15 protein-coding genes, 1 tRNA gene and 2 pseudogenes are annotated in these 22,288 nt (G+C 44.1%); 6 read left to right on the top strand and 12 right to left on the bottom strand.

The annotated features are described in order from the left end of the window. Positions 1–2,592: a M1 family metallopeptidase gene (locus PATL_RS09750; RefSeq protein ID WP_011574726.1), complete on the top strand. Its 2,592-nt coding sequence runs from the start codon at positions 1–3 to the stop codon at positions 2,590–2,592. 207 nt (positions 2,593–2,799) lie between these two features. Here PATL_RS09750 and PATL_RS09745 read toward each other — a convergent pair whose 3' ends face one another. Together PATL_RS09745 and PATL_RS09740 are read right to left on the bottom strand one after the other, a co-directional pair. Then, a complete protein-coding gene (locus PATL_RS09745; RefSeq protein WP_011574725.1) occupies positions 2,800–4,176 on the bottom strand; it encodes an NAD-dependent succinate-semialdehyde dehydrogenase in 1,377 nt (458 codons plus the stop codon). Between the two features lie 277 nt (positions 4,177–4,453). Beyond that, on the bottom strand, positions 4,454–5,758 hold the full coding sequence (locus PATL_RS09740; RefSeq protein ID WP_011574724.1) for a CynX/NimT family MFS transporter: 1,305 nt from the start codon (positions 5,756–5,758) through the stop codon (positions 4,454–4,456). A 240-nt stretch (positions 5,759–5,998) separates the two neighbouring features. Between PATL_RS09740 and PATL_RS09735 the strand changes: the two genes are divergently transcribed. After that, a complete protein-coding gene (locus PATL_RS09735; protein ID WP_011574723.1) occupies positions 5,999–6,790 on the top strand; it encodes an AraC family transcriptional regulator in 792 nt (263 codons plus the stop codon). Positions 6,791–6,911: 121 nt separating this feature from the next. Here the strand turns inward: PATL_RS09735 and PATL_RS09730 are convergent, their stop codons facing one another. The 4 genes from PATL_RS09730 to PATL_RS09715 all read right to left on the bottom strand — a co-directional run bounded on the left by PATL_RS09730 (position 6,912) and on the right by PATL_RS09715 (position 10,772). Further along, positions 6,912–8,243 (bottom strand): DUF4932 domain-containing protein, encoded by a 1,332-nt coding sequence (locus PATL_RS09730; RefSeq protein WP_011574722.1) that lies wholly within the window; start codon positions 8,241–8,243, stop codon positions 6,912–6,914. Positions 8,244–8,307: 64 nt separating this feature from the next. Further along, positions 8,308–8,637 (bottom strand): thioredoxin family protein, encoded by a 330-nt coding sequence (locus PATL_RS09725; protein ID WP_011574721.1) that lies wholly within the window; start codon positions 8,635–8,637, stop codon positions 8,308–8,310. 270 nt (positions 8,638–8,907) lie between these two features. Next, the gene (locus PATL_RS09720; protein ID WP_041713637.1) at positions 8,908–9,093 is read right to left on the bottom strand and encodes a hypothetical protein; all 186 of its coding nucleotides are present in this window, start codon (positions 9,091–9,093) and stop codon (positions 8,908–8,910) included. A 569-nt stretch (positions 9,094–9,662) separates the two neighbouring features. Beyond that, positions 9,663–10,772 carry a serine hydrolase domain-containing protein gene (locus PATL_RS09715; protein ID WP_011574720.1) on the bottom strand — a complete coding sequence of 370 codons (1,110 nt, stop codon included), beginning with the start codon at positions 10,770–10,772 and terminating at the stop codon, positions 9,663–9,665. Between the two features lie 114 nt (positions 10,773–10,886). On the opposite strand from PATL_RS09715, the pseudogene PATL_RS22905 reads away from it, so the two are divergent. Beyond that, positions 10,887–11,182 (top strand): annotated as a pseudogene (locus PATL_RS22905) (hypothetical protein); the annotation flags it as partial. Positions 11,183–11,700: 518 nt separating this feature from the next. Here the strand turns inward: PATL_RS22905 and PATL_RS09710 are convergent. Further along, positions 11,701–13,767 carry a hypothetical protein gene (locus PATL_RS09710; RefSeq protein WP_011574719.1) on the bottom strand — a complete coding sequence of 689 codons (2,067 nt, stop codon included), beginning with the start codon at positions 13,765–13,767 and terminating at the stop codon, positions 11,701–11,703. A gap of 609 nt (positions 13,768–14,376) precedes the next feature. On the opposite strand from PATL_RS09710, the pseudogene PATL_RS22900 reads away from it, so the two are divergent. Further along, positions 14,377–15,213: pseudogene (locus PATL_RS22900) on the top strand (transposase); the annotation flags it as partial. An 857-nt stretch (positions 15,214–16,070) separates the two neighbouring features. On the opposite strand, the gene PATL_RS09700 reads toward PATL_RS22900, so the two are convergent. The 3 genes from PATL_RS09700 to PATL_RS09690 form a co-directional block, all read right to left on the bottom strand. After that, a tRNA-Pro gene (locus PATL_RS09700) sits at positions 16,071–16,147 on the bottom strand. Between the two features lie 94 nt (positions 16,148–16,241). Beyond that, complete coding sequence (locus PATL_RS09695; protein WP_041713635.1) at positions 16,242–16,430, bottom strand: hypothetical protein; 189 nt, start codon at positions 16,428–16,430, stop codon at positions 16,242–16,244. Positions 16,431–16,702: 272 nt separating this feature from the next. Next, positions 16,703–17,170, bottom strand: a complete 468-nt coding sequence (locus PATL_RS09690; protein WP_011574717.1) for a YHS domain-containing (seleno)protein — start codon at positions 17,168–17,170, stop codon at positions 16,703–16,705. 114 nt (positions 17,171–17,284) lie between these two features. On the opposite strand from PATL_RS09690, the gene PATL_RS09685 reads away from it, so the two are divergent. After that, positions 17,285–18,235 carry an AraC family transcriptional regulator gene (locus PATL_RS09685; protein WP_011574716.1) on the top strand — a complete coding sequence of 317 codons (951 nt, stop codon included), beginning with the start codon at positions 17,285–17,287 and terminating at the stop codon, positions 18,233–18,235. 97 nt (positions 18,236–18,332) lie between these two features. Here the strand turns inward: PATL_RS09685 and dcd are convergent, their stop codons facing one another. Next, a complete protein-coding gene (dcd, locus tag PATL_RS09680) occupies positions 18,333–18,932 on the bottom strand; it encodes a dCTP deaminase (protein WP_011574715.1) in 600 nt (199 codons plus the stop codon). A gap of 105 nt (positions 18,933–19,037) precedes the next feature. Further along, positions 19,038–20,102 (bottom strand): iron-sulfur cluster carrier protein ApbC, encoded by a 1,065-nt coding sequence (apbC, locus tag PATL_RS09675; protein WP_011574714.1) that lies wholly within the window; start codon positions 20,100–20,102, stop codon positions 19,038–19,040. A 118-nt stretch (positions 20,103–20,220) separates the two neighbouring features. Between apbC and metG the strand changes: the two genes are divergently transcribed. Next, positions 20,221–22,248, top strand: a complete 2,028-nt coding sequence (metG, locus tag PATL_RS09670; RefSeq protein ID WP_011574713.1) for a methionine--tRNA ligase — start codon at positions 20,221–20,223, stop codon at positions 22,246–22,248. Positions 22,249–22,288 lie beyond the last annotated feature (40 nt).

The following is a 22,288-nucleotide window of genomic DNA, read 5'->3' as shown; positions in this document are numbered from 1 at the left end:
ATGAGTTTGATGCAACGATGCCTAGCCGCCTTTAGCATGTTTTTAATGACACAGGCGTTTGCCGGCGAAGGGCACGACGATAAAGAGGCCTATCGCCTAGGCAATAACGTAACACCTAGCTTTCAACAAATTATGTTGAAGATCGATCCAAACCAAGCGACCTTTAGCGGTGAAACCACCATCACAGTGACAATAGAGAAGGCCACCGATGAAGTGCGCTTTTATCAACGTGATTTAGACGTGCATAAAGCCGAGATAATTGACGGCTCGCGTCATATCCCGTTGTCGGTCGAAAGCCAATCCTATGATATACAGCTCGGTAAGGCGCCTGACGTATTGCCCGCCAAAACCTATCAGTTGCATATGCAATTTACCGGCAAGGTGAATACCACCTCAGACGGCATGTATTTATCCGCGTTTGAGGGCAAAAACTACATTTTCACCCAGTTTGAAGACATGCACGCTCGCCGCGCATTTCCGGGGTTTGACGAGCCAAGTTATAAAATTCCGTACAAAATGACAATCACTTCGCCTGTGGTCAACACGGTGATTTCCAATACCCCAGTAGAATCAAGAACCCAAGCTGACGGGTGGCAAACCGTCGTATTTAAAAAGACCAAACCCATGCCGAGCTATTTAGTCGCCTTTGCCGTAGGCGAAATGGATTCAGCTGAAATCACGGGATTATCCGTGCCCGGTAGGATTTACACCCCCAAAGGCCAAGCCCACCGTACAAAATTCGCGGTGGCGCAAACACCCAAAATTTTGGATGCCTTAGAAGATTACTTCGGCACGCCCTACCCTTATGAAAAACTCGATTTTATTGCCGTGCCTAATTTTACCCACGGCGCAATGGAAAACGCCGGCTTAGTCACCTATCGCAGTAGCTTATTACTGCTTGACGATGAGCCTCGCTTAACGGAGCAAAGCGGGCCGACCCAAACGATCGCCCATGAGCTTGCGCACATGTGGTACGGCAATTTGGTCACCATGGCGTGGTGGGATGATTTATGGTTAAACGAAGCGTTTGCATCTTGGATGGAAAGCAAGATAACCATGGCGCTTTACCCTGAGCAAAACACCCAAGCGCAACTGGTGCAAGAAGGTGCATTTGCAGCCGATGCGAGCCCGACAACACGTGCAGTAAAAAAAGAGGTACGCAGCCAAACCGATGTCATGGACGGCCTAGGCCTAAATTACAGCAAGGGCGAGTCGGTTCTACAAATGATCGAAGCGTTAGTGGGCGAAGCCCCGTTTCAAAAAGGTGTGCAAAGTTACATGAGAAAACATGCCTGGGGTAACGCCCAAGCAGATGACTTGTGGGAAGTACTCTCGACTGTCGCAGATTTTGATGTGCCTGCGTTGATGAAAACGTATTTAGAGCAACCCGCTTACCCTCTTGTTAGCTTCGCTAAAAACGGCGATATCAGCCAAAGCCGTTACCATTTAGCCGGTGCCGAGGTGCCCCCACAGACCTGGATAGTGCCCCTTACGATCACGTACAAGAAAAACGACAAAATCATTCGCACACGCTTGTTTTTAGATAAAGCCAACACGAATCTACCTGAGTTGGCCGCAGCCCAGTGGATTTACCCTAACGATAATGCCATGGGTTATATGCGTTGGCAGATCCCTGCATCGCAATTGCATGCGCTACTTGAAGACACGCAAGCGCTGAATGCCAGAGAGAAAAAATCACTGCTGTATAACTCAGATGCTTTGCTCAACGCTGACAAAATCACTTTAGACCAACATATGGCAGTACTTGATGCCCTAGCGACGGACAAAGATCCTGTTGTTGCACGCTCTGTGGTAGCGTCATTGAACGACCTCACCTATTTAGTCGATAACGACAACAAAACCCTGTTTGCTAATTTCTTAAACAGTAAATTGGGCCATTGGTTTGCGCGTTTAGGCACCGTTGAGGGCAAAAATGATAGCAACGATCAGAGTCGACTGCGTAATGCTGTGTTTGGCCTTCTTAGCCGCTACACTCAAAATGACAACGTCATTGCACAGAGCAAACGCATCACCGAAAAATTTCTGCATGACAGCACCAGTACTGGCCGAGCGATTGCCGCAAATGCTATGCGCAGCCTCGCGATTAATGGCGACAAGCGCTGGTTTGACAAGTATCAAGCGGCGTATTTAGCCACTAATGATGCTAACACCCAGAGCGCAATCCGCTTTGGCATGTTATTCCCTGAGGCAGTGACTGTGCGTAAAGTACTTGATATGGCATTAAATGATGCCGTTAGCCCTGCCAATGTACTCGGGTTTATTGCAACGGCCAGTCAAGCCAGAGAAGATCAGGATGTATTGTATCAATGGTTAGATGAAAACATGGAACAAGTGACTGCGAAAATGCCGGCCTATCATGTGGCGCGTATGCCTGAATATGTATCATCTAGTTGTAGCGACCACAACATTGATTTAGCCCAGCGCTTTTATCAAAAGCACATGGACAAATACGATGGTATGGCCCGTAGCTATGACGTAGCGCAAGATGAGTCAAAGCAGTGTGCCAAGTTGAAACAAGCCAATCAGGGCGCGTTCAATCAGTATCTGCAAGGAGCGACTGCTTACTTTTAAGGCGGCTCGCGCTTGAATACATACCCTATTGGCGAGCAGAAACTAAAAAGGCAGCCAGAATAATCTGGCTGCCTTTTTATATTGCGCTTCATATTGCGCTTATTAAACCCTTTAAATTCCTTCTATCATCCCTTTAAATCCCTTTGTCATCAGTGAGTGCATATCAACATCGTTTTGATTGTCATGCGCTCTCATCGAAAAAGCGGTTTATTGTGTCACCATGATGGCTTTAACATTGACAAATTCTTTGATACCAAAGCCACCGTGTTCACGACCGTACCCGCTGTCTTTTACCCCGCCAAATGGCAGATTTGGGTGCGCTAAGCCGTAACCATTGATATTGATCATGCCCGTATCGAACACATCACGAGCGAGCTGAATGGCTTTGTCTTCGTCCTGACTAAAGATACCGCCCCCCAGACCATAGCGCGAGTCATTAGCGATACGCATCGCATCTTCATCGTCTTTGGCTTTGATCAATGATGCGACCGGGCCGAACAACTCATCATCATAGGCGGGTGAGCCTGGCTCAACGTTTTCAAGCACAGTGGCTGGGTAGAAATAACCTTTACGATCTGGTACTTCACCGCCGGTTAAACACGTCGCGCCCGCTTTGATTGATTCTGTCACTTGGTCATGTAACTTGTCACGCAAGTCTTCCCGTGCCATGGGGCCAATGTCAGTGCCTTCAAGGTTAGGATCATCCATTTTGATGTTTTTCATAGCATCAACGAATGCTTCTTTGAACGCGTCGTAGTTTTTCTGTGTCACAATAAAACGTTTAGCCGATACACACGTTTCACCGTTATTGATAACACGGCCCATTACACACGCCTCAACGGCCACTTTGATATCTGCATCATCTAACACCACGTAGGCGTCATTGCTGCCCAGTTCCAGTACCGAAATCTTCACGTTTTCAGCAGCAGACGCGCCAACCTTTTTACCGACGCCATCACTGCCAGTGAAAGACACACCACGTACTTTCGGGTGTTTAATCAATTCGCTTGCTGCTTCGCCATCAATCAATAAGGATTGGTAGACATCTTTAGGGAAACCGGCTTCTTCGTACATCTCTTGTATTTTAACCGCCATGCCAAAGACGTTAGCAGCATGCTTCAGTACAGTGACGTTACCTGCCATCAAATTAGATGCGCTGTAGCGGATCACTTGATATAACGGGAAATTCCATGGCTGAATGCCTAGCACCACCCCGATTGGGCGATAACTAACAATCGCTTTGCCTTGCTCGTACTCGCGCTCTTCATCGGCGAGTATTTCCGGCCCTTGTTCTGCGCTGTAGCGGCAGATTGAGGCGCACAATTCGACCTCTTGATAGCCCTGCTCTTTTACTTTACCCATTTCATCTATCATCAGGGTAACAAGCTCGTCTTTATTGGCATCTATCACATCAGCCATTTTGTTTAGCAGTGTTGCACGTTCTTCGCTGCTGGTGAGCTTCCACTGTTGGAATGCCTCATCCGCATTATCGACAGCTTTAATCGCTTCGTCGGTAGATAACAGCGTGTATTCTTTTAGCTGCTCTTCGGTAGTTGGGTTAATCGTTTTAACTGTGTTTGACATAATCTCTCTCCTAAAATGAATGGATGTGGAGTCGAGGACCAAGGGAGCAAATGCAACGCCAAGAAGGATTTTGCACGAGTGTGTAACTTAATAGAAGGCCGCGAGGCTGCGCCATTAATGCGCTAGAGCAAACGTAATAAAATGTGTATTGATAAAATCTGAATAGCCAGTGCACAGCAATAACGGCGTAAAACGAATGATGGCAGTAAATGTTACAAGGCCTCACTGTAAAGTCTTTAGGCCCAGCCTTGCTGGCGTGCCCCTTCCCAGCTTTGTATTAAAAGTGTGGCAGTACTCTATTTCGCCCGCAACCTAAACCGACAAGCGCGCAGCATGCACTGGCTAATGCGCACATCCATAAACTGCCAGACCAATTGCCCAAAGACGAATAAAGATAGCCAGCCAACATCGGCCCAACAGCGGCTAAGCAGTAACCAAAAGCCTGAGCCATGCCAGATAATGATGCGGCCTGAAGCGCGTTCTGGCTGCGAAAGCTAATAAATGACAGCCCCAAAATGAAACATCCCCCCGAGCTAAAGCCCACAAGCACGGTCCACAAAAACGCAAACTGGGGAGCATACAACAAGCCTAGCAAGCTAATTGCCCCTAACAGGGATATGACTACAGCCGGTACACGCTGGTCTTTCAATCGCGCCAAAATAGGTATGAGTACAAAACCGGGAACAGCCGATGCAAACTGCAACCAACCGTGAAGCACGCCCGCGTAGACCTGAGAATACCCCGCTTCAACCAATATATTGGGTAGCCAACCAATCAATACGTAGGTCATAAAGGAATTAAGACCAAGGTAAATCGTCACCTGCCACGCCAGCGAAAAATGCCATACTCTACTTGGTTTTGCTGTATGAGGCGGCACTCTATTGGCCGCAGCGCCATTAGCCTGTTCGCTGTCAGCCGAGTCAATGCCAGCAGAGCCAGCGTTAGTTTGCTCAGTTGGGTTCGTCAAAGCAGCATCCGGCATCGTTCTCGTTTTTAACCTAGGCAGCCACAGCACAATGCTGACCAAAGTAACGAGGCCGAATACCCCTAACGCACCTTGCCACTGAAGCCATTTCATACTGGCAAGGGGTGTCACTAGGGCGGAAAAACCGCCAGAGAAAATGCCCATTGCCAATACGTAGCAAGAGGTCATCATCGCGACCATTGCTGGGAAGTCACGCTTAATTAAACTTGGTAATAACACATTCCCTATGGCGATCCCTACGCCTATCACCGCTGTGGCCATATAAAGCATCCATACCGAATCGATTAACCTCAATCCTATACCTGTGGCTATAAAAATAAGTGCGATGAATACAGCGCTTTCAATGCCTATTTTTCTGGCGAGTGACGCAGCCATTGGCGAGGCGACCGCGAATGCAATGAGCGGTAAAGTGGTTAACATTCCGGCTTGTGTGCTACTCAATGTGAAAGTGTGAATGATCTGCTCAAGAATGGGGGCGATACCGGTAATGGGCGCGCGCAAGTTTGCCGCGACCAAAAGAATGCCTGCGATCAACACAACAGAAGATGCCACGATTTTATTGGGGATTAACCGCCCTAACCCGCTTATAGATCCCACTTTTACTCTCTTTGATTTATTGCGCTCTTGCCAAGCGTTGAATGAGTGAAACAGGCGCGGCTTACACCAACGTCAATCTAATTTGCATCGATAGTCGTCACATTCCCAGCCACTATCTTCATCACCTATTTTCAACTAAGGCGCAAACCTAGCATGGCGTTGTAATACTGTGGGTATTATAAAAGGTCGTCAGCGCTTATAATTTACAAATAGAGACAACATATAGCTAAATACTGACAAATGAGTTTATTGAATTTTATACAGTGGGATGATTTGCAGCAATTTGAGGTGATGCCCCAGCCCGTGGTCGCGCGTATTGAGAAGGTGAATAACAGCCATGAATTGCCGCTGCACACCCATTCGAAGGGGCAACTAATACTCGCGCTGCACGGGCATGTCACCTGTGAAGTACAGGGGAAAATGTGGATGGTACCAACCCAGAGCGCAATTTGGATACCCACTCACACTCTTCACAGTAATCGTGCATCTGATCATGCTGAGCTGTGCCACGTGTTTATTCAACCTGGCGAACTGCGCATGCCTGACAAAACCTGTACATTCGCGTTAAGCGTATTGGCCAAGGAACTAATTTGCCATTTTGCCAAGCAAGATCAGCATTACCCACACTTTAGCCCGACAAACAGATTAGCTCAGGTTCTGATAGACGTCGTCAGTGAATCCCCCCAACAACCTATGAATTTACCTTTACCCAGTCACCCCACGGTGGCTAAGCTCGCCCAGCAGCTTTTGTCTTATCCCGATGACAAAAAAACGCTTCCCCAATGGGCGAGCTACTTCGCTATGTCTGAACGCACGCTAGCACGATTAATAAAGCGCGAAACAGGCATGACCTTCGGCCACTGGCGAGCTCAAATGCACGTGATCATTGCCGTGCAAAAACTGATGACCAACATGACCGTACAAAGAGTATCTGAATACTTAGGTTACAGCTCTGTCAGTGCCTTTATTACTATGTTCAAAAATATTCTAGGGGAATCGCCAAAGCGATATATAAAGCAGCGAGTTGATTAGACATGATAAATCGGTTAAATATTGCTCCAATCGCTAGCATATGCTTTATCTAGTTAAAGCGGTTTGCTCTAGTCGCCCAGTGTCATGCCAAAAATGGAACTTGAACTCGAATTTTTGGGCACTAATGGTCATCGTTATCTGTTATCCAACTTATCATCTTGGGATAGAGATCAGTGATTTTATCGTCGATGGGTCTGTTGACATACAGCCGAATAAATTCTTCGTTGAAACCTTTGAACTTATAAAACCCTCTTTTTTCAACCATGAAGTGTTCGATATAGTTTTTTATAAAAGCGTAATCATCAGCTGAATAATGCTCCCTCGCGTACAGAGAAAATATCGACCACGTCATGTACTCATTAAATACTAGATAAGGTTTGTTATATCCCCCACCTTTGTACCAAGGTGCTAAATCTATAAAAGCAGCGTTAATATCGTCGATATACCGATCGGAGATTGGATTAACATAGGTATGGTCTATTTCGGTAAAAAATGAACGTGTTAACTTTATCGACTGAATACCAGATGCTTCGTGCTCACTCTCATAGCGATTAGGCGCACTGACAAACATAATTGATTCTTTAAAATCATTGTCATCAAACATGCGAGAGCTATTATTGCCAGGCCCCAATGGTGAAAAAAAGACTCGATAGCTTTGATATCTCGCCGGAAAGTGAGATTCTAACCATTGCCAAATCGTTTTTGGCTGAGCGCCTAGCTCGAATACCTTACTCAATTGTGAGTAATATCGACGGTGTTGTTGGTAGAACTTCCTAAAGTCACTCTTTCTCGCAAAATCCTCTAATAAAGCCTTATTGTCTTTGATTGCATCAGCCGCCCTAAAACCCTGGTATACAGTCGAACGCGCTATTTTATCCCCATCAAAGGAATATGCTGGGCCGTTTTCAACTAACGAGTAATAGTTTATCTCATCAAGCGCACGGAAAATTGGGTGATTTTTAAAAGGCGAAAACCATGTTAATACATCAGCGTAATACCGCCCTTTTGAATGCATTCGGTACTGTGTTTGGTGATACTTATCAGCTAAAGTAAGTATGATATTATTCAGCTCGTAAACTTCAGGCGTTTCAATGCTAACTTTGCCTTCATGCATTTGGATATATTCTTGATCATATTCGGCGGGCTGAGTCTGCATGTTGAAAATGATGGTTTTAACGTTTTGCCCAAACTGCAAATGTACTCGCTGCAACTCATTTTCTTGAGCACGCACAAGTAAGCTACTAGCGTTATATTTAATTTCAGCTTGCGGTGTGCTTCCCCAATAGGTCAAATTAACCATTTTGGTATCAGGTAACGAGTTAAAGTCCAGCGCCTGACCAAAAAAACGGTCGGTAATCAATTCAAATCTTGGCTTTTGCAGAGATATGTAATGCTCAGCGGCATACGCTTTCAAGCCGATGAAAATAACCAAGGCAAAAAATACAAATTTCAATCCAAAACTTCCCTTTATGGTTGTGTAACGAATGTTATTAGCGGGTTATTAGTCGCTAACCGATTTACGAAACCAGTTGGCGAATTTCATCTGCCTCTAACGGTCTAACAAGTCGAGCCACTTCGTTACCAGAGCGCAGCAGTATCAGAGTCGGCCACAGTTTAACCTTGAATTTACGGCCCAGAGGTTTCCCCTTTCCGTCATAAATTTTTATATGCCGCAGTCCAGCGTGTTCTGAAACGACTTCTTCTATGGCAGGCCTTGCGGCCTGACAATGGCCGCACCAAGGCGCGCCAAAATCCAGTATAGTATCACCGTTCAGCTCGTTTATTTCATCAAAGGTAAACGCCTCTTCTGCGTATTCAGAGTTAAATCCAATATCTTTAATATTCATATCGTTTACTCCCTACTATGAAGTTATCCATCACTAAGTGAAGCACTGCTGATGTCTGTAAAAAGCGGCTATTAGTGCGTTCGTTATGAGGAAGGTTAGCGTAAATTCGGTACTCAGAGATACTAAAATGTGGATGGCCAGCATATGGCCCTACAAAAATGCGCATCAGGTACACAGCAAATGATGAATGTGTTCAAGCACCGGAGCAATCATCAGCATCTAGGCAGATGAATTAAAGCGGATGCGTTATTCATACTTTGTTGAGAGCGGTCAATCAGGTGACTCTATTAAAATTGTGTATGAAGAGATAAATCCTAAAAAATTTGTGTTTGCTGAAACAGACACAATAACCCACCCCTCTTTTTCCATTTCACTAATCTGGGTATTTAACAACGCTAGATCAGGGCTTTCATGCCACCATTTTTTAGTCTTAGAAAACATAACGACTTTTCTCATTCAGTATTTCCTTATGCGCGAAATCTAATGTGCGTTTAATTCAGCGCTAAACTGGGTGAATCAACTTAGGATAAGATCATATAGCGTGATGGGAGTAACGCTTTCACAGTGCGACTTTGTGCGCTTTGCACAAAGCTAGCAATGAAAAAGTACCATTGCTGTCGTTAATAATATCGACACCTAAGCGAAAACTATTTAAACAACGTCAATATCATCCATACCCTAGCTCGTGTCACGAAGATACTTTTTGAGACATGCCGTGACATACTGATTTACCAGTTTATGAACTCAGGCGCTGTCTGCCGTTTGCTCCCTTCCCAATCGCAATGATTGAGCGTTTTCTCGTCATTTTGAGGGCATCGAAGTCACTTTTAATACACGGCGCGAACATAACGTTGAGGTGCACCACTGACTCAATTCAGCTGCGCTGGCTAATTAATTAAAACATCGATTGACTGTGCTCACTTCTCTTTCTAAAAGCAGGATCCTTGCACGAACCAAAGCTGCTAACTTGCGTGCTGAAGGCCCAATAAACTGCTGTTATGTCCTTTTAAGCTAGTTATCAAAATTCACTCAAATTCCGCTCGGTTACGATCACCAACGGCAAGGCCCATTGCGATTTCCTTAATCTCGAAGGTTAAATTCCTGATAGGAAAGTTACGGATATTCGCTAAGATAATAACAGTCAGCTTGTCATCTGTATAACGGTGTAAATTTGTTAAAAAGCCATCCATCGACCCGCCATGTCTTGTTAAGGTACCATTATTTTTGCCAGCGGCTCTTTGATATTGCTGCACCCTAAATCCATAGCCATAATCTCCAAAATCATTGTTCTCACCGGCAAACAACAACCTTTGGCTCTTTTCTGATAAAAGTTGGTTGTTGTATAGTGATTGTTCCCAAGTGAGTAAATCATCCACTGTAGAATAAATATCCCCAGAGCCCAACGCATAAGACACAATGTTTTCTGCCCTGTTGGTACCCAAAAATCCTTTGCGGTAACCATTTGCTCTATTAACAGGGACATTATTCAGACGTTCAACGCCTGAGCTGCCCATTTTCAAGGGAGAAAAAATCTCATCTTGAAGAACTTGAGCATACGTCTTGCCCGTCACGTTCTCTATTGCAATGGCGGCTAGGTGATAATTTAAATTTGAATATTGATATTGTGTTCCAGGCACAAAGGCCAAACTCGCAGTATTGATAATGGCCAATATCTCGTCTGAAGAAACATCTTTATCTTCAAAACTCGCTAGTCTTTCTAAATGCTGAGGAAGACCTGACTGATGCTTTAGTAACAGGTGTAACGTTAAGTCTTGGCCAATATTTTTACGTAAATTCGGTATGTAGGTAGATATCGGGGCGGTTAAATTCAATTTACCTTTATCAACTAATTTCATCACGGTAACAGCGGTAAATGATTTTGTTAATGAACCTATCAAGAACTTGTGATCCACTGTGTTGGGTATACTATTATTTTCATCAGCATTTCCATATGCAGATTTAAAGATCACCTTCCCTTCTTTAGCAACTAATACGACCCCTTTAAAAGCTTCTTCCTCAACATATTTCCCAATATGCTTATCAATTTTTTGTGATACAAAACTTGTTTGTTCTGCAAAACAAAAATGGCTAATACACACGAGAATAAGAAACTGACCTAGTAATTTTATGAGCATGAAAATCCTTTTTTAAATACAAGCTCGTTATAATGACACCCATGATAAAAATGGTCAATTTTCAGGGCTAAACTAGACTAGATTTGCGTCTCATTTTTGTCAGGTAGATGGATAATGCCTCAACCTCGAAAAAGCCAAATTAGTTTAATCGACACGCCCTATTTTATTCACGACATCCATGTCGTTCACTTCTTAGAAGCCAGCTAAAGCTGCTCAAATTTTTCCCGATAAATTTGTTATTGTGTTTCTCGCTGCGTTCGCCAGTCATATTTATCCGGCATTAATAAATATTCTGGTCAAAGTCACGAGCATCGCCGTGGTTGGGTAGAAGAGCGTATGTTGTTTTTATCAACGGTGTTTACCATCGATAGCGCGGCTACCGTATTTGTGCCTGTGCGGTTATGAATAATCAGTAAAAATGTCAGGAGCATTTTACAACAGCTTTAGCTGGCCCTAAGGGTGTATGGCAGGATGCTTTAAGCAGACTCTTGTGGCACTTTGTGTTGATAATGCGTTGGCAGTTAACTGAGCCGTTAACGAAGTGTTGAAGTGTTATGACAAATTACGCAAGGATACCTTGTTGACTCAAAAATTTATAAGAGGCAAAGCATTGAGCCATGGGGAACTCATTATTGTGCATGGGGTATGTGTATATTTTTCCATGTGTTTTTTGATTAAAAAATGTGACTCCGCTTCAATATTGAATCGAAACGATGCCAACTCTATGCAGTATAGAAAAGGCTTAACGTCGTTATCACTCAAAAGCTATTTTCACACTCTCTTTCACACCCTCTTTCACAATTCATTACATGATAAAGCACATTTTATAATCCACTCGAAGCGGTCTAGACATAGTCATTAGCTCAATGAGCAACAAACTATAAATCTAGACCAAATGTGTTGTGTCAGGTTCGCGTCCTTTGATTTTTTAAAGTGATCGCGTAATCTCGTCACTACTGTTAACAACCTGCAAAGCTGCGCTTGTTACAAATCCGCCGGCATCATCAAAGTTGATACGTATCCAATTGCTGCCTTGTAGTAGATCATGTGACACAGGTATTTCAATGACGCCAAAGAAACTTGCGCGTCCGTTGCGAGTTTTACCTTGTTTCTGGTCATACCCTCTGAAGTCAGTAGGCACTTCAACTGGTACGTTATTCACGTTTACTGTCGGTGTGAGCGATTTACCGTGTTCTCGACCAATACCTAAACGTAAAACGGCTTCGCCTTGTGCTCCTACCTCCACATCTTTGATATTAAAATACATATCCACGTTCGCTTTTATAGGCTGCTTATAGGTAGTGGCATAATATTTGTTCTGTTGGTTCACCTTATCAATGTTAATTTTATTGTGGTAAGTAATTGTCATGATTTGGGTACTTTCTTTCGGCAAAGAAACGGTTTTAGGTACCGATGACATTGTTTTAGTAGCCAATTTTGCATGGTTGTTATTATCATAAGACAAGGTTTTTACTTGGACTGATTTGATCGTATTTCCATCGATCCCAAGTGCTTTTAATGCAACATCAGTATCTTGAAACTCTAAACTCGTCATTATGATATGTGCTTTATTATTCTGTACATATGCATCGACCATGATATCAAGATCAGATGCCCAACTGTCTACATGTATACCTTTAACCTCAGACCACAATTCGAAGAATTTTACTAAGTCAGTGTAGATCCAATCGGTTCCTGTTTGCCCTGCTTTTTCAAATTGTTGTCTCATTAATCTATTTTCATAAGGGTAGCCGGTGTCGCCATGACGACCCCATTCAGCTTTCACGGGAATAAAAGGAATTGCTTTAGCTATAACGTCAGGACGTTCTAGAAAATGGGTTAATAGTGCATTATAACCGCGTAACTTTTCAGCATCTCTTACCTGTGACCATGGTTTGTTTCGCAAAGCATGTACAGATGCACCATATTCTGAAATTAATAATGGTTTAGTACGACCGAATTTAATATTTGAATATTGCTCTAGCATATCGAGTGTTGCTTCGACATTACTGCCTCGTCGATATTCCTCTCCTCGAGGGTGAGTTGGAAAGTCATACAGATGAATAGAAAATACGTCCATATCGGCACCTGCCGTATCAATGAAAAATTTGTCATTACTTTCCCAGCGTTCAAAATTATCCCAATCATAGTTAGGAAAGGCAACGGTATAGCCTGCAACCTTAATATTTTTGTTTAATGCTTGATTATTACTTTTACGAATTTCTTGCGCGACACTTTTATGGTATTTGAAGATATCAGCTATAGGTGCCTTATCTCGTCCGTCTTTAGGTGCAATATTTAGATCATACAAAGGTTCATTTACAACTTCTAAATAAGCAGGTTTAGGCGCACCTGCAGCTGTGTTCGTTTGCGCAAAATATTTTTGTAGAAACTGCCCCATGTAATGGCCTGTGGCGGTACCAATAGGCTCTTGGTCAGTGTTTTTTTGTGAGAATGCCCAATTACTATTACCAATATTAGTGCCGTCAGGATAATAAGGATGTACTTGCCCACCAACAACCATATCTTTAGATCTATTTTTAAAGCGTCTGGCGTTAACAAACCGAGTAGCGTTACTGTTTTCAAACGAGTTAATTGCGGCATTGCCCTTCGTAGTTAAAACAGATTCATCAATAAAGCCTAAACGATTACCATCTTGCTTTTGAGCAAATAATTGATTTTTCATGTATCCCGTATCACGGCCAAAATACACATCATAACCATTAATAAAGCTACCAATTAGATCTGATTTGGCGTTGTTGCCTTTGTTATCATGATCCCATTCATTTTCTGTTGGGGCCGAATGCAATGAGATGAATTTTTCACGGTTAAAGCGCTCAATATTACCTATACGATGTTTAGTGTCTAAATTAACATCAACAGAAACTTTATTTTCCGCTGCATGAACAATGTTAAAACTGTTGGAAGTCGTTGTAAGCAAAAGCGTTACAGCGACTTTTTGTAGAGACCATTTATTATTGTATTTTTTTATCATTATAAATTTTACCTTACCATTTCTTATTTCAATAACTTACCAGATGTCGCGTTTATCATTTTGCGTTGTAGCAACGTAAAATATAGCGTTTAGTACTCAACAAAAATCAACACTGAGTAAGAAGGCTTAAATGTTGTGTCGTAATAAAATATCCATGTTGCCATTATTTTTTCATAGTAATTCGAACAAGCTATTACCAATGGCCACAGACTAGCGATAGATTACCCATTCATTAACCCGTTAACTTTAGGTTAATTTTTTTCACGCTAACGATAATATATTTATTAACAATAAATTGTCAACAATGCACAAAATTTCATATGTATTTAACAATTAGTGATAATACTCATCTTAAAACTGAGTGATTTGCGGTGCTCAAATACACTTGATTTTTATGGGTCGATGAATATTCTGAAAAAACTTACGCGCATCCCCGAGGCTCGGTAGCAGAGCGTTTATTGTTTTTATCTACGGTATTCGCCATAGATAGCGCGGCTACCGTATTTGTGACTATGCGGTCATGAATAATCAGTAAAAATGTCGGGAACATTTTACAACAGCTTTAGCTGGCCCGAAGGGCGTAAGGCAGGATGCCTGAAGTAGACTCAGGTGGTGCTTTGTGTGGATAAAGTCTTGGCTGATAATTGGGATAGCGATGAAGTGTTGAGGCGCTATCACAAGCTACACAGAGGCACTTTGCTGACTCAGAAATTTATGAATGGCGATACGCTGAGCCAAGGCGAGCTAATCACCTTTGATGAGACCGTTGAAACCTATCGGTAACGTTTGTATGACATAAGCTGGTTTATGCGTGATTTGAATGAGTATATTGCTCGTGAAGCTAATAAAGAGGATGGTTGCACCGGTCGTTTTTATTCGCCGCCATCCTTGGCGCTCTCCCTGCGGGCCAGCTAAAGCTGTTCTAATTTACTCCTGATAAATTAGTGGGAAGGACGATTTAAATCACAAGCCCTATTAGATGAGAGTGCGGTCTTAGCGTGTATGGCCTATGTGGACTTGAATCCCATTCGTGCAAAAATGGCAAAAACACCCGAAACGTCAAAGCACACCAGTATCAAAAAACGTGCTCAGGCGGTTAAAAATAAACGAGAGCAACCGAGTGCTTTAATGCCGTTTGTAGGAAATCATCGTGAAAATATGCCTCAAGGTATCGCTTACTCACTCAAAGGCTATTGTGAATTGGTAGACACAACAGGCCGATGCATTCGAGGTGATAAGGCCGATCATATTGATAACACTCACAGTCCTATTCTACAAAGATTGGGATTAGACGCTGCTCAGTGGTTAACCTTAACCACTGAGTTCGAAAAACACTTCTGCTACGCAGCTGGCGCGGAGCAAATGATGAATGCGTTTAAGCGCCATACCCATCATCAACGGCTGCGAGGAATGACCAAAGCGAAAGCGTTGTTAAGGCGCGCCTAAATCAATTTCGAACCGTACAATCATGCATATCTTGTAGCGTTGCCGCGTGCACAAAAACTGACCTTGCGCTGCTTTTTCTTCGTAAAAGCGCAATATTCCAGTAAAAATTCTCGATCATTGAGATCAAAAGTACCTTGACGCTAGTTGAGTGGTATTGCCCCCTTCTGAACAATAGAGTTTTTATACGATTCTAAAGATGGGTGTCTATGTAATTGTGCCAGTAAGAATCCCTGATCGTTCAGATGAAAAGTACCTCAACGCTTCTTTAGGGGCATTTCCCACTCTGAGCAAGAGTCTTTTTATTAGATTCTAAAGATGGGTGTCTATGTAATTGTGTTATGTGGGGCTTGTTGCTCATTCAAATTGATGAATAAAAGTGATTTGCAGATCACGCTGACTTGTTTTGTTGCTCATAATTAAGTCCTGTTTAGTAAAGCTCAGGAATAACTAGTTTCAAGCCTAGAAAAATTTATCACTTCTAATTCGATAACAATCCAAATTAAGACCCAGAGTAACGATGTCATTTTGGTGAACAAAATATGCAACTGATATCCAAGATACAAGAACTGTATATTGTGACAATTATGGGGCGATTAAAGGACGCTAATTTAGAGAGGCATTCAATGAATGGGGTAAATCATTGAAAAATAAGAGATAGATTGCTCGGTGTGATAGGATTTACTCCGCACATCCCTTCCCCTATAAATATGTCGCCCTGCGGGCCGTGCTGCGCACGTTCAAAATTGTTCCCGACAACTTTGTGAACACGACTGTGATCGCTTCGCGCTGATTTCATAGGTTCAGAGATATTTGATAGAGTAGGAATTCTTGGTATAGGAATTTGAGGGCAGTTGAATTGGTCGGTGTGATAGGATTTGAACCTACGACCCCTGACACCCCATGACAGTGCGCTACCAAGCTGCGCTACACACCGACCGAAGACGCGCATAATACGGAAATCTGGCGTTTTTGCAATGAGAAATATGCTTTACCTTGTTCGTTCGCTTATTTGTTGTTCAAACTGCAGCTTATTCGATCGGTTTGACCGTTTTTCTGTCACGTTCTTCACTCTTTTTATCCGTCACTTTCGCTTGCCATTGTGCATATTCTGGCGATCTACCAGCTCGAACGTCTCTGGCGCCTGACTTTGCGCGCAGTGCAACTCGATTAATCACTTGCCCAAGCCTTAGCACCCTACCCGTCTTCGTATCGCACATTATAAAACTGATTTCCAACGATACTGTATTCACTCAACAGTGTGCGGCTTTAAGGTCAATCAAAGTGAATGAATACCAATGTCGCTCCGGTCTGATGTGACACTACCCGACAAAGTAACGAACAAACCCCAACGTGTGGGGTTATGCTTTCGTGCTGCGCTCACTCATTGGCAGTAAAGACGCACTAGCCATGCTTTACGAACCATGGCATAGCGAATGAGTGCGCCGCTAATAACGGCATATGAAGCGAAACGCCACACTAGTCGATAAGATTAAAGCTCGTTACTCGGCGTGAACTCAATGCTTGGCCATTGTTCGTTGGCTTCAACCAAATGCTTAGGAATGTCTTCTTTCCACGCTTTGTACACGTCAGGGTTTTTGTTTACATACAAGGTGCCATCAACGATTTCAAAAGCTTTGCCGTCGATGTCGAATTTTTTACCGAAGGTAGCACCAAAGGCACAGAAACCGCCATATGCAGGAGCATATTTATCTGGGTTGCCATTAAATGCATCTCGGTTCGCAGCACTGCTAAAACGATAAATGGCATCATTATGCACAGCAGTATATTCCGCTTTACCTAGCACAGGTTTGTTTTGCGTAAAGTAAGCAACGGCGTCATGACCGGCTAAAATAACGTCGTTGCTATCGGTTTGGGTATCAACGCCGGCGAAACTGAAGCTTGATACCGTAATGGCAACAGCAGTAAAGAGTGATTTAAGGGTAAATAGTTTTTTCATTTTTATGTCCTCGGTTTAGATGTTCAAAAATTGAAGCAGTCAACGAGGAATAGTGTAAACAGTGGTGAGTATTGCCACTATGTCTATAAAACCAGAGGTTATGTCACAACGTCTATGGATGTATTAAATCAATTATTCGCGACCTTTAAAGTCTCTGCAAACGTCTTCCACAACGGGCAATACTGTGGCAGTTGGGCCATCAATACTTCGGGCACACATTACATGAACTTTCATGTTGTTAGCCACGGCACGTGTTTTTTGACCTTGCCTAGCGTTAAACGTGAGAGTGAACATGAAGGTGATAAACACAGCGAATGCGACCAAAAGCAAAACACCGTTATCGAATTGGTACAGGGCGATGTCGTGTTGTTCCCCCGCGATAGCGAGCACGTCATCAGTGGCGATTTAGGATCGTCGGCAGTGGTCAATACCGCGGCTTCTCAGAACTATGCAAGTGGCATCCATCCCAGTGCTACCGGGTTAGTCTGTGGTTATTTCAGCCATCACCATCCGCTTGTCGCTAGTGTAACAAAGCATTTACCCAGCGTTATCATCATAAAACACCAAACAGTCAGCACCAGTGCGTCGGGGTTAAACTATTTACTTGATGCCCTGCTAGATGAATCAAAGCAGCCTAATAAAGGATCTGCACTGATTATGGGCCGTATCGCCGAGGCGATTCTAGCCATCATTTTTCGGGAACATTTGCCAGCGGACAATGGCATGCTTGCGGCCACGGCTCACCCAAAACTGGGAGCCGCTATGGCAGCTATTCACAGCGAGCCTGACAAAAAATGGACCGTGGAAATGCTCGCCCAGCGGTGCTTTATGTCGCGAGCGGGTTTTAACGAATTATTCAAGTCTGTGCTGCACCAATCCCCGATGGAATATGTTACGCAGTGGCGTTTAGGCCTAGCCTACAGGATGTTAGCCGATGAAAACGTGACGACCTTGCATGCGGCGCTTGCTAGTGGCTACGAAAATGAGTCGTCATTTTCAAAAGCGTTCAAGCGGGTACTTGGTGTTAGCCCCGGTGCGGTGCGGGCTTTAAGTGAACAGCAGTAGCATAAAATGGAAGCAAAACGGTTGGCGTGTCATTCCCAACCACTGTAATAGGCGCGTGCAATTTAATAGGCACATGCAATGTTAAATAACCAAGCCTTTACTGAGTGCTTGTTTTGTCATCGCCGCTAATGCGGCTGGCAATGGCGCCTTCTTGGTTTTTGTATTTGGCATCAACACGCGCGTTATAAGGCTTTTCTGCAAAATCTGACATCACTTCAAAGCTCAGCGCACCTATTTTCATGCCTGGCTTTAACGCAAGTGGCAATTTACCGCTGTTGAAAAACTCTAGCACTATGTTGCCTGACCACCCGGGATCAATGCGATGCGCAGTAACATGCACCATCAGCCCTAACCGCGCCAGTGACGAGCGACCATCTAACCAACCAACAATGTTGCCGGGCAAAGTCACTGACTCAAGGGTCACTGCGAGCGCTAACTCACCTGGGTGTAAATAGAATGACTTGTCCTGCCCAACGCTGATTTCGTCACTCATCACAGTGTTTAGTGCTTCTTGAACCTGCGCCTTAGGGCCGCTCAAATCAATGTATGGCGCTTGGTGCTCAGTGAACACACGAAATTTGTTGCCTAATCGAATGTCGACGGTTACGCCACTGATCTCAGCATAATCAGGCTCAGGGGTAATCGATATCTTGCCTTCTTGAAGATGGGTCAGAATGTCTTTGTCGCACAAACGCATAATGTTTAACTCAGTAAATAGGTTTTGGGTATTTGGCGAATCATAAAAGATGACAGCCGCTTAGCCGCGCAATTATGCGTAGCTAAGAGGCTATGTTCAACGTTTTTAAATATTTTGTATGCGCAAGTCCATCAAACCATTCATATAAAGCTGTTTTGAAACAGCTGCTGCACATTTTAGGTAGGTGTGGCTTAGGGGGTCGTTTGGCTCTGCCACCAATAAAGGCGTACCTTCATCGGTATGTTGACGAATTTTAATGTTTAATGGTAATTGGCCAAGTAATGGCACCTTATTACGCTTGGCCAATTCCACTCCGCCGTCTTGAGCAAAGATATGCTCTTGATGACCGCACTTGGGGCAAATGTACAAGCTCATGTTTTCAATGAGGCCCAGCACCGGCACATCGACCTTATTAAACATCGCAATGCCTTTTCTGGCATCTGCTACCGCTAAATCTTGTGGGGTGGTCACGATCACAGCAGCACTGACTGGCATTTGTTGAGCGAGCGTTAATTGAATGTCCCCCGTGCCCGGCGGCATATCAACAATTAAGTAATCTAGCTCTGGCCAGTCGGTTTCACGCAATAATTGTTCAAGGGCTTTACTGGCCATCGGCCCTCGCCACACTGTCGCATTCTCAGCTGGCACAAAATAACCAATAGAGCTTGCAACCAAGCCGTGGGCCGCAAAGGGTATTATGGTTTTATCATCTCGAGAGGCAGGCGTTGAGTCGGTATTACCCAACATGATTGGGATTGAAGGGCCATAAATGTCAGCATCTAATAACCCCACTTTTGCCCCTTGTGCCATCAATGCATAGGCGATGTTCACACTGGTGGTCGACTTACCCACCCCGCCTTTACCTGAAGCAACGGCAATGATGTTTTTAATGTTAGGGACTTTAGCTACTTTCGTGGGCGATGCGTGAATGTCTGTTTCGATGACTACGTTCTGTATAGGTAGCTTTTGCTCGTCCGCTACTTTTTTAATACGCGCTACTAGCACATCATGAACGGCTGCGGCAGCAAAAGGTAAAGTGATGAGAACATCTTCACCGGAGACCGTCACCCATGTACCGACGTGCTTGTCAGTGAGTTCGAATTGCGCCGCGAGTTGCTTTGAAACCAATGACTGACGTTTTTGCTCTGGTGTTGACCGGCTAAATAACATGACACTCCTACTTAATAACGATGATTTTGGCCCTAGGTAGCTATTAGCTAATGCAATGGCGGCTTATTTTCGATACCATTTGCGGCCTTTTTAATTAAACTAAGAAACCGAAATAAACATGTCGTCACAACCACGTAAAATTCTTGTTACCAGCGCCCTTCCCTATGCAAATGGCTCCATTCACTTGGGTCACCTTTTAGAGCATATCCAAACGGATATCTGGACGCGTTTTCAACGAATGTGTGGCCACGAAATATACAGTGTATGTGCCGACGATGCACATGGTACGCCCGTTATGCTCAAAGCCCAAGAGCTAGGTATTACGCCAGAGGAAATGGTGGCGCGTACCCGTGAAGAGCATCATCAAGATTTGCTCGACTTCTTCGTAGAATATGACAACTACCACGTTACCCACAGTGACGAAAACAAAGAGCTGTCTGAACTGATTTACAACCGCTTAAACGATGCGGGATATATTTCAAAGCGCACTATCAGCCAGTTGTTTGACCCTGAAAAGAACATGTTTTTGCCGGATCGCTTTGTAAAAGGCACTTGCCCTAGCTGTGGTGCTGAAGATCAAAACGGCGATAGCTGTGATAACTGCGGTGCGACTTACGACCCCACAGAAATGAAGAACCCACGCTCAGTGGTTTCAGGCGCGACGCCGATTTTAAAAGACTCAGAGCATTTCTTCTTCGACTTACCGCAATTTTCAGACATGCTGCAAAACTGGCTGAAAAGCGATGCCTTGCAAAGCGAAATCAGCAACAAGCTTGAAGAATGGTTTGAAAAAGGCCTACAACAGTGGGATATCAGTCGCGACGCACCTTACTTCGGGTTTGAAATTCCCGGTGCACCCAACAAATTCTTTTATGTATGGGTTGATGCACCCGTCGGGTACATGGCGAGCTTTAAAAACTTGTGTGATCGCAGCGGCATTAACTTCGATGAATACTGGGGCGCTGACTCTGACGCTGAGCTATACCATTTTATCGGTAAAGACATTACCTATTTTCACTGTCTATTCTGGCCAGCCATGCTTGAAGGCGCCGGTTTCAGAAAGCCTACGGGCGTTAACGTGCACGGTTTTGTCACCGTTAACGGTGCCAAAATGTCTAAGTCAAAAGGTACTTTTATTAAGGGCCGGACTTATTTAGAACATTTAAACCCCGAGTATCTGCGTTATTACTTCGCCTCTAAACTGGGCGCGAACGTGACAGATATCGACCTTAACTTTGAAGATTTCGCACAGAAAGTTAATTCAGACTTAGTAGGCAAAGTCGTTAACATCGCCAGTCGTTGTGCCAGCTTTATCACCAAGCGTTTCGACGGCAAGCTGTCAGACAACGTGCTTGAGCCTGCGTTAGTAGCTGAATTTCAACATGCACAAGCGAGCATCGCCCAAGCATTTGAAGAGCGCCAATATCACAAAGCCATTCGCGAAATTATGGCACTAGCGGACAAAGCTAATCAGTTCATTGATGCCAACGCCCCTTGGGTCACCATCAAAGATGAAAGTAAACAAGCCTTCACTCACGATGTATGTTCATTGGGTATAAACTTGTTCCGCCTGTTAATGGTGTATTTAAAACCCGTTGTGCCCAAATTAGCCGAGCAAGCCGAAGCCTTCTTGAACGATGATTTAAGCTGGAGCAGCGCCCAAAGTGTACTAACTGGCCATGAAATCAATAAATTCAAAGCATTAATGCAACGAGTAGATATGGACAAGGTGAACGCCATGGTGGATGACTCAAAAGAAAACCTAGCACCGACGGTAACGCTAGACCCAAACAGCCCGTTGGCGAAAGACCCTATCAGTGACACGATCGAGTTTGATGACTTCGCTAAAATAGACCTGCGTATTGCTAAAATAGTGGTCGCTGAGCACGTCGAAAAAGCGGACAAGTTATTGCGTTTAGAGCTTGATTTAGGCGGTGAGACCCGCCAAGTATTCGCAGGCATTAAATCTGCTTACCAACCAGAAGATTTGGTGGGTAAGTTAACGGTTATGGTGGCAAACCTAGCGCCGCGTAAAATGCGTTTTGGCATGTCTGAAGGCATGGTGCTAGCAGCAGGTCCTGGCGGCAAAGACTTGTGGATCATGGAGCCACACGAAGGCGCACAACCTGGCATGAAAGTGAAGTAACACCTTACTTCAGCCAATTAACTAAATAGCCAATAAGCCC

This window comes from Paraglaciecola sp. T6c (genome assembly GCF_000014225.1).
GTDB classification, from domain to species: domain Bacteria; phylum Pseudomonadota; class Gammaproteobacteria; order Enterobacterales; family Alteromonadaceae; genus Paraglaciecola; species Paraglaciecola atlantica_A.
The sequence above is the reverse complement of the archived record's forward strand: the minus strand, read 5'-3'. Positions and strand labels throughout refer to the sequence as shown.

Bases quoted from the DNA above. Each gene is read 5' to 3' on its own strand.
- PATL_RS09750 (WP_011574726.1), top strand. From the start codon at position 1: ATGAGTTTGATGCAACGATGCCTAGCCGCCTTTAGCATGTTTTTAATG.
- PATL_RS09745 (WP_011574725.1), bottom strand. From the start codon at position 4,176: ATGTCAAACACAGTTAAAACGATTAACCCAACTACCGAAGAGCAGCTA.
- PATL_RS09735 (WP_011574723.1), top strand. From the start codon at position 5,999: ATGAGTTTATTGAATTTTATACAGTGGGATGATTTGCAGCAATTTGAG.
- PATL_RS09725 (WP_011574721.1), bottom strand. From the start codon at position 8,637: ATGAATATTAAAGATATTGGATTTAACTCTGAATACGCAGAAGAGGCG.
- PATL_RS09720 (WP_041713637.1), bottom strand. From the start codon at position 9,093: ATGAGAAAAGTCGTTATGTTTTCTAAGACTAAAAAATGGTGGCATGAA.
- PATL_RS09715 (WP_011574720.1), bottom strand. From the start codon at position 10,772: ATGCTCATAAAATTACTAGGTCAGTTTCTTATTCTCGTGTGTATTAGC.
- PATL_RS09710 (WP_011574719.1), bottom strand. From the start codon at position 13,767: ATGATAAAAAAATACAATAATAAATGGTCTCTACAAAAAGTCGCTGTA.
- PATL_RS09695 (WP_041713635.1), bottom strand. From the start codon at position 16,430: ATGTGCGATACGAAGACGGGTAGGGTGCTAAGGCTTGGGCAAGTGATT.
- PATL_RS09690 (WP_011574717.1), bottom strand. From the start codon at position 17,170: ATGAAAAAACTATTTACCCTTAAATCACTCTTTACTGCTGTTGCCATT.
- PATL_RS09685 (WP_011574716.1), top strand. From the start codon at position 17,285: ATGGATGTATTAAATCAATTATTCGCGACCTTTAAAGTCTCTGCAAAC.
- dcd (WP_011574715.1), bottom strand. From the start codon at position 18,932: ATGCGTTTGTGCGACAAAGACATTCTGACCCATCTTCAAGAAGGCAAG.
- apbC (WP_011574714.1), bottom strand. From the start codon at position 20,102: ATGTTATTTAGCCGGTCAACACCAGAGCAAAAACGTCAGTCATTGGTT.
- metG (WP_011574713.1), top strand. From the start codon at position 20,221: ATGTCGTCACAACCACGTAAAATTCTTGTTACCAGCGCCCTTCCCTAT.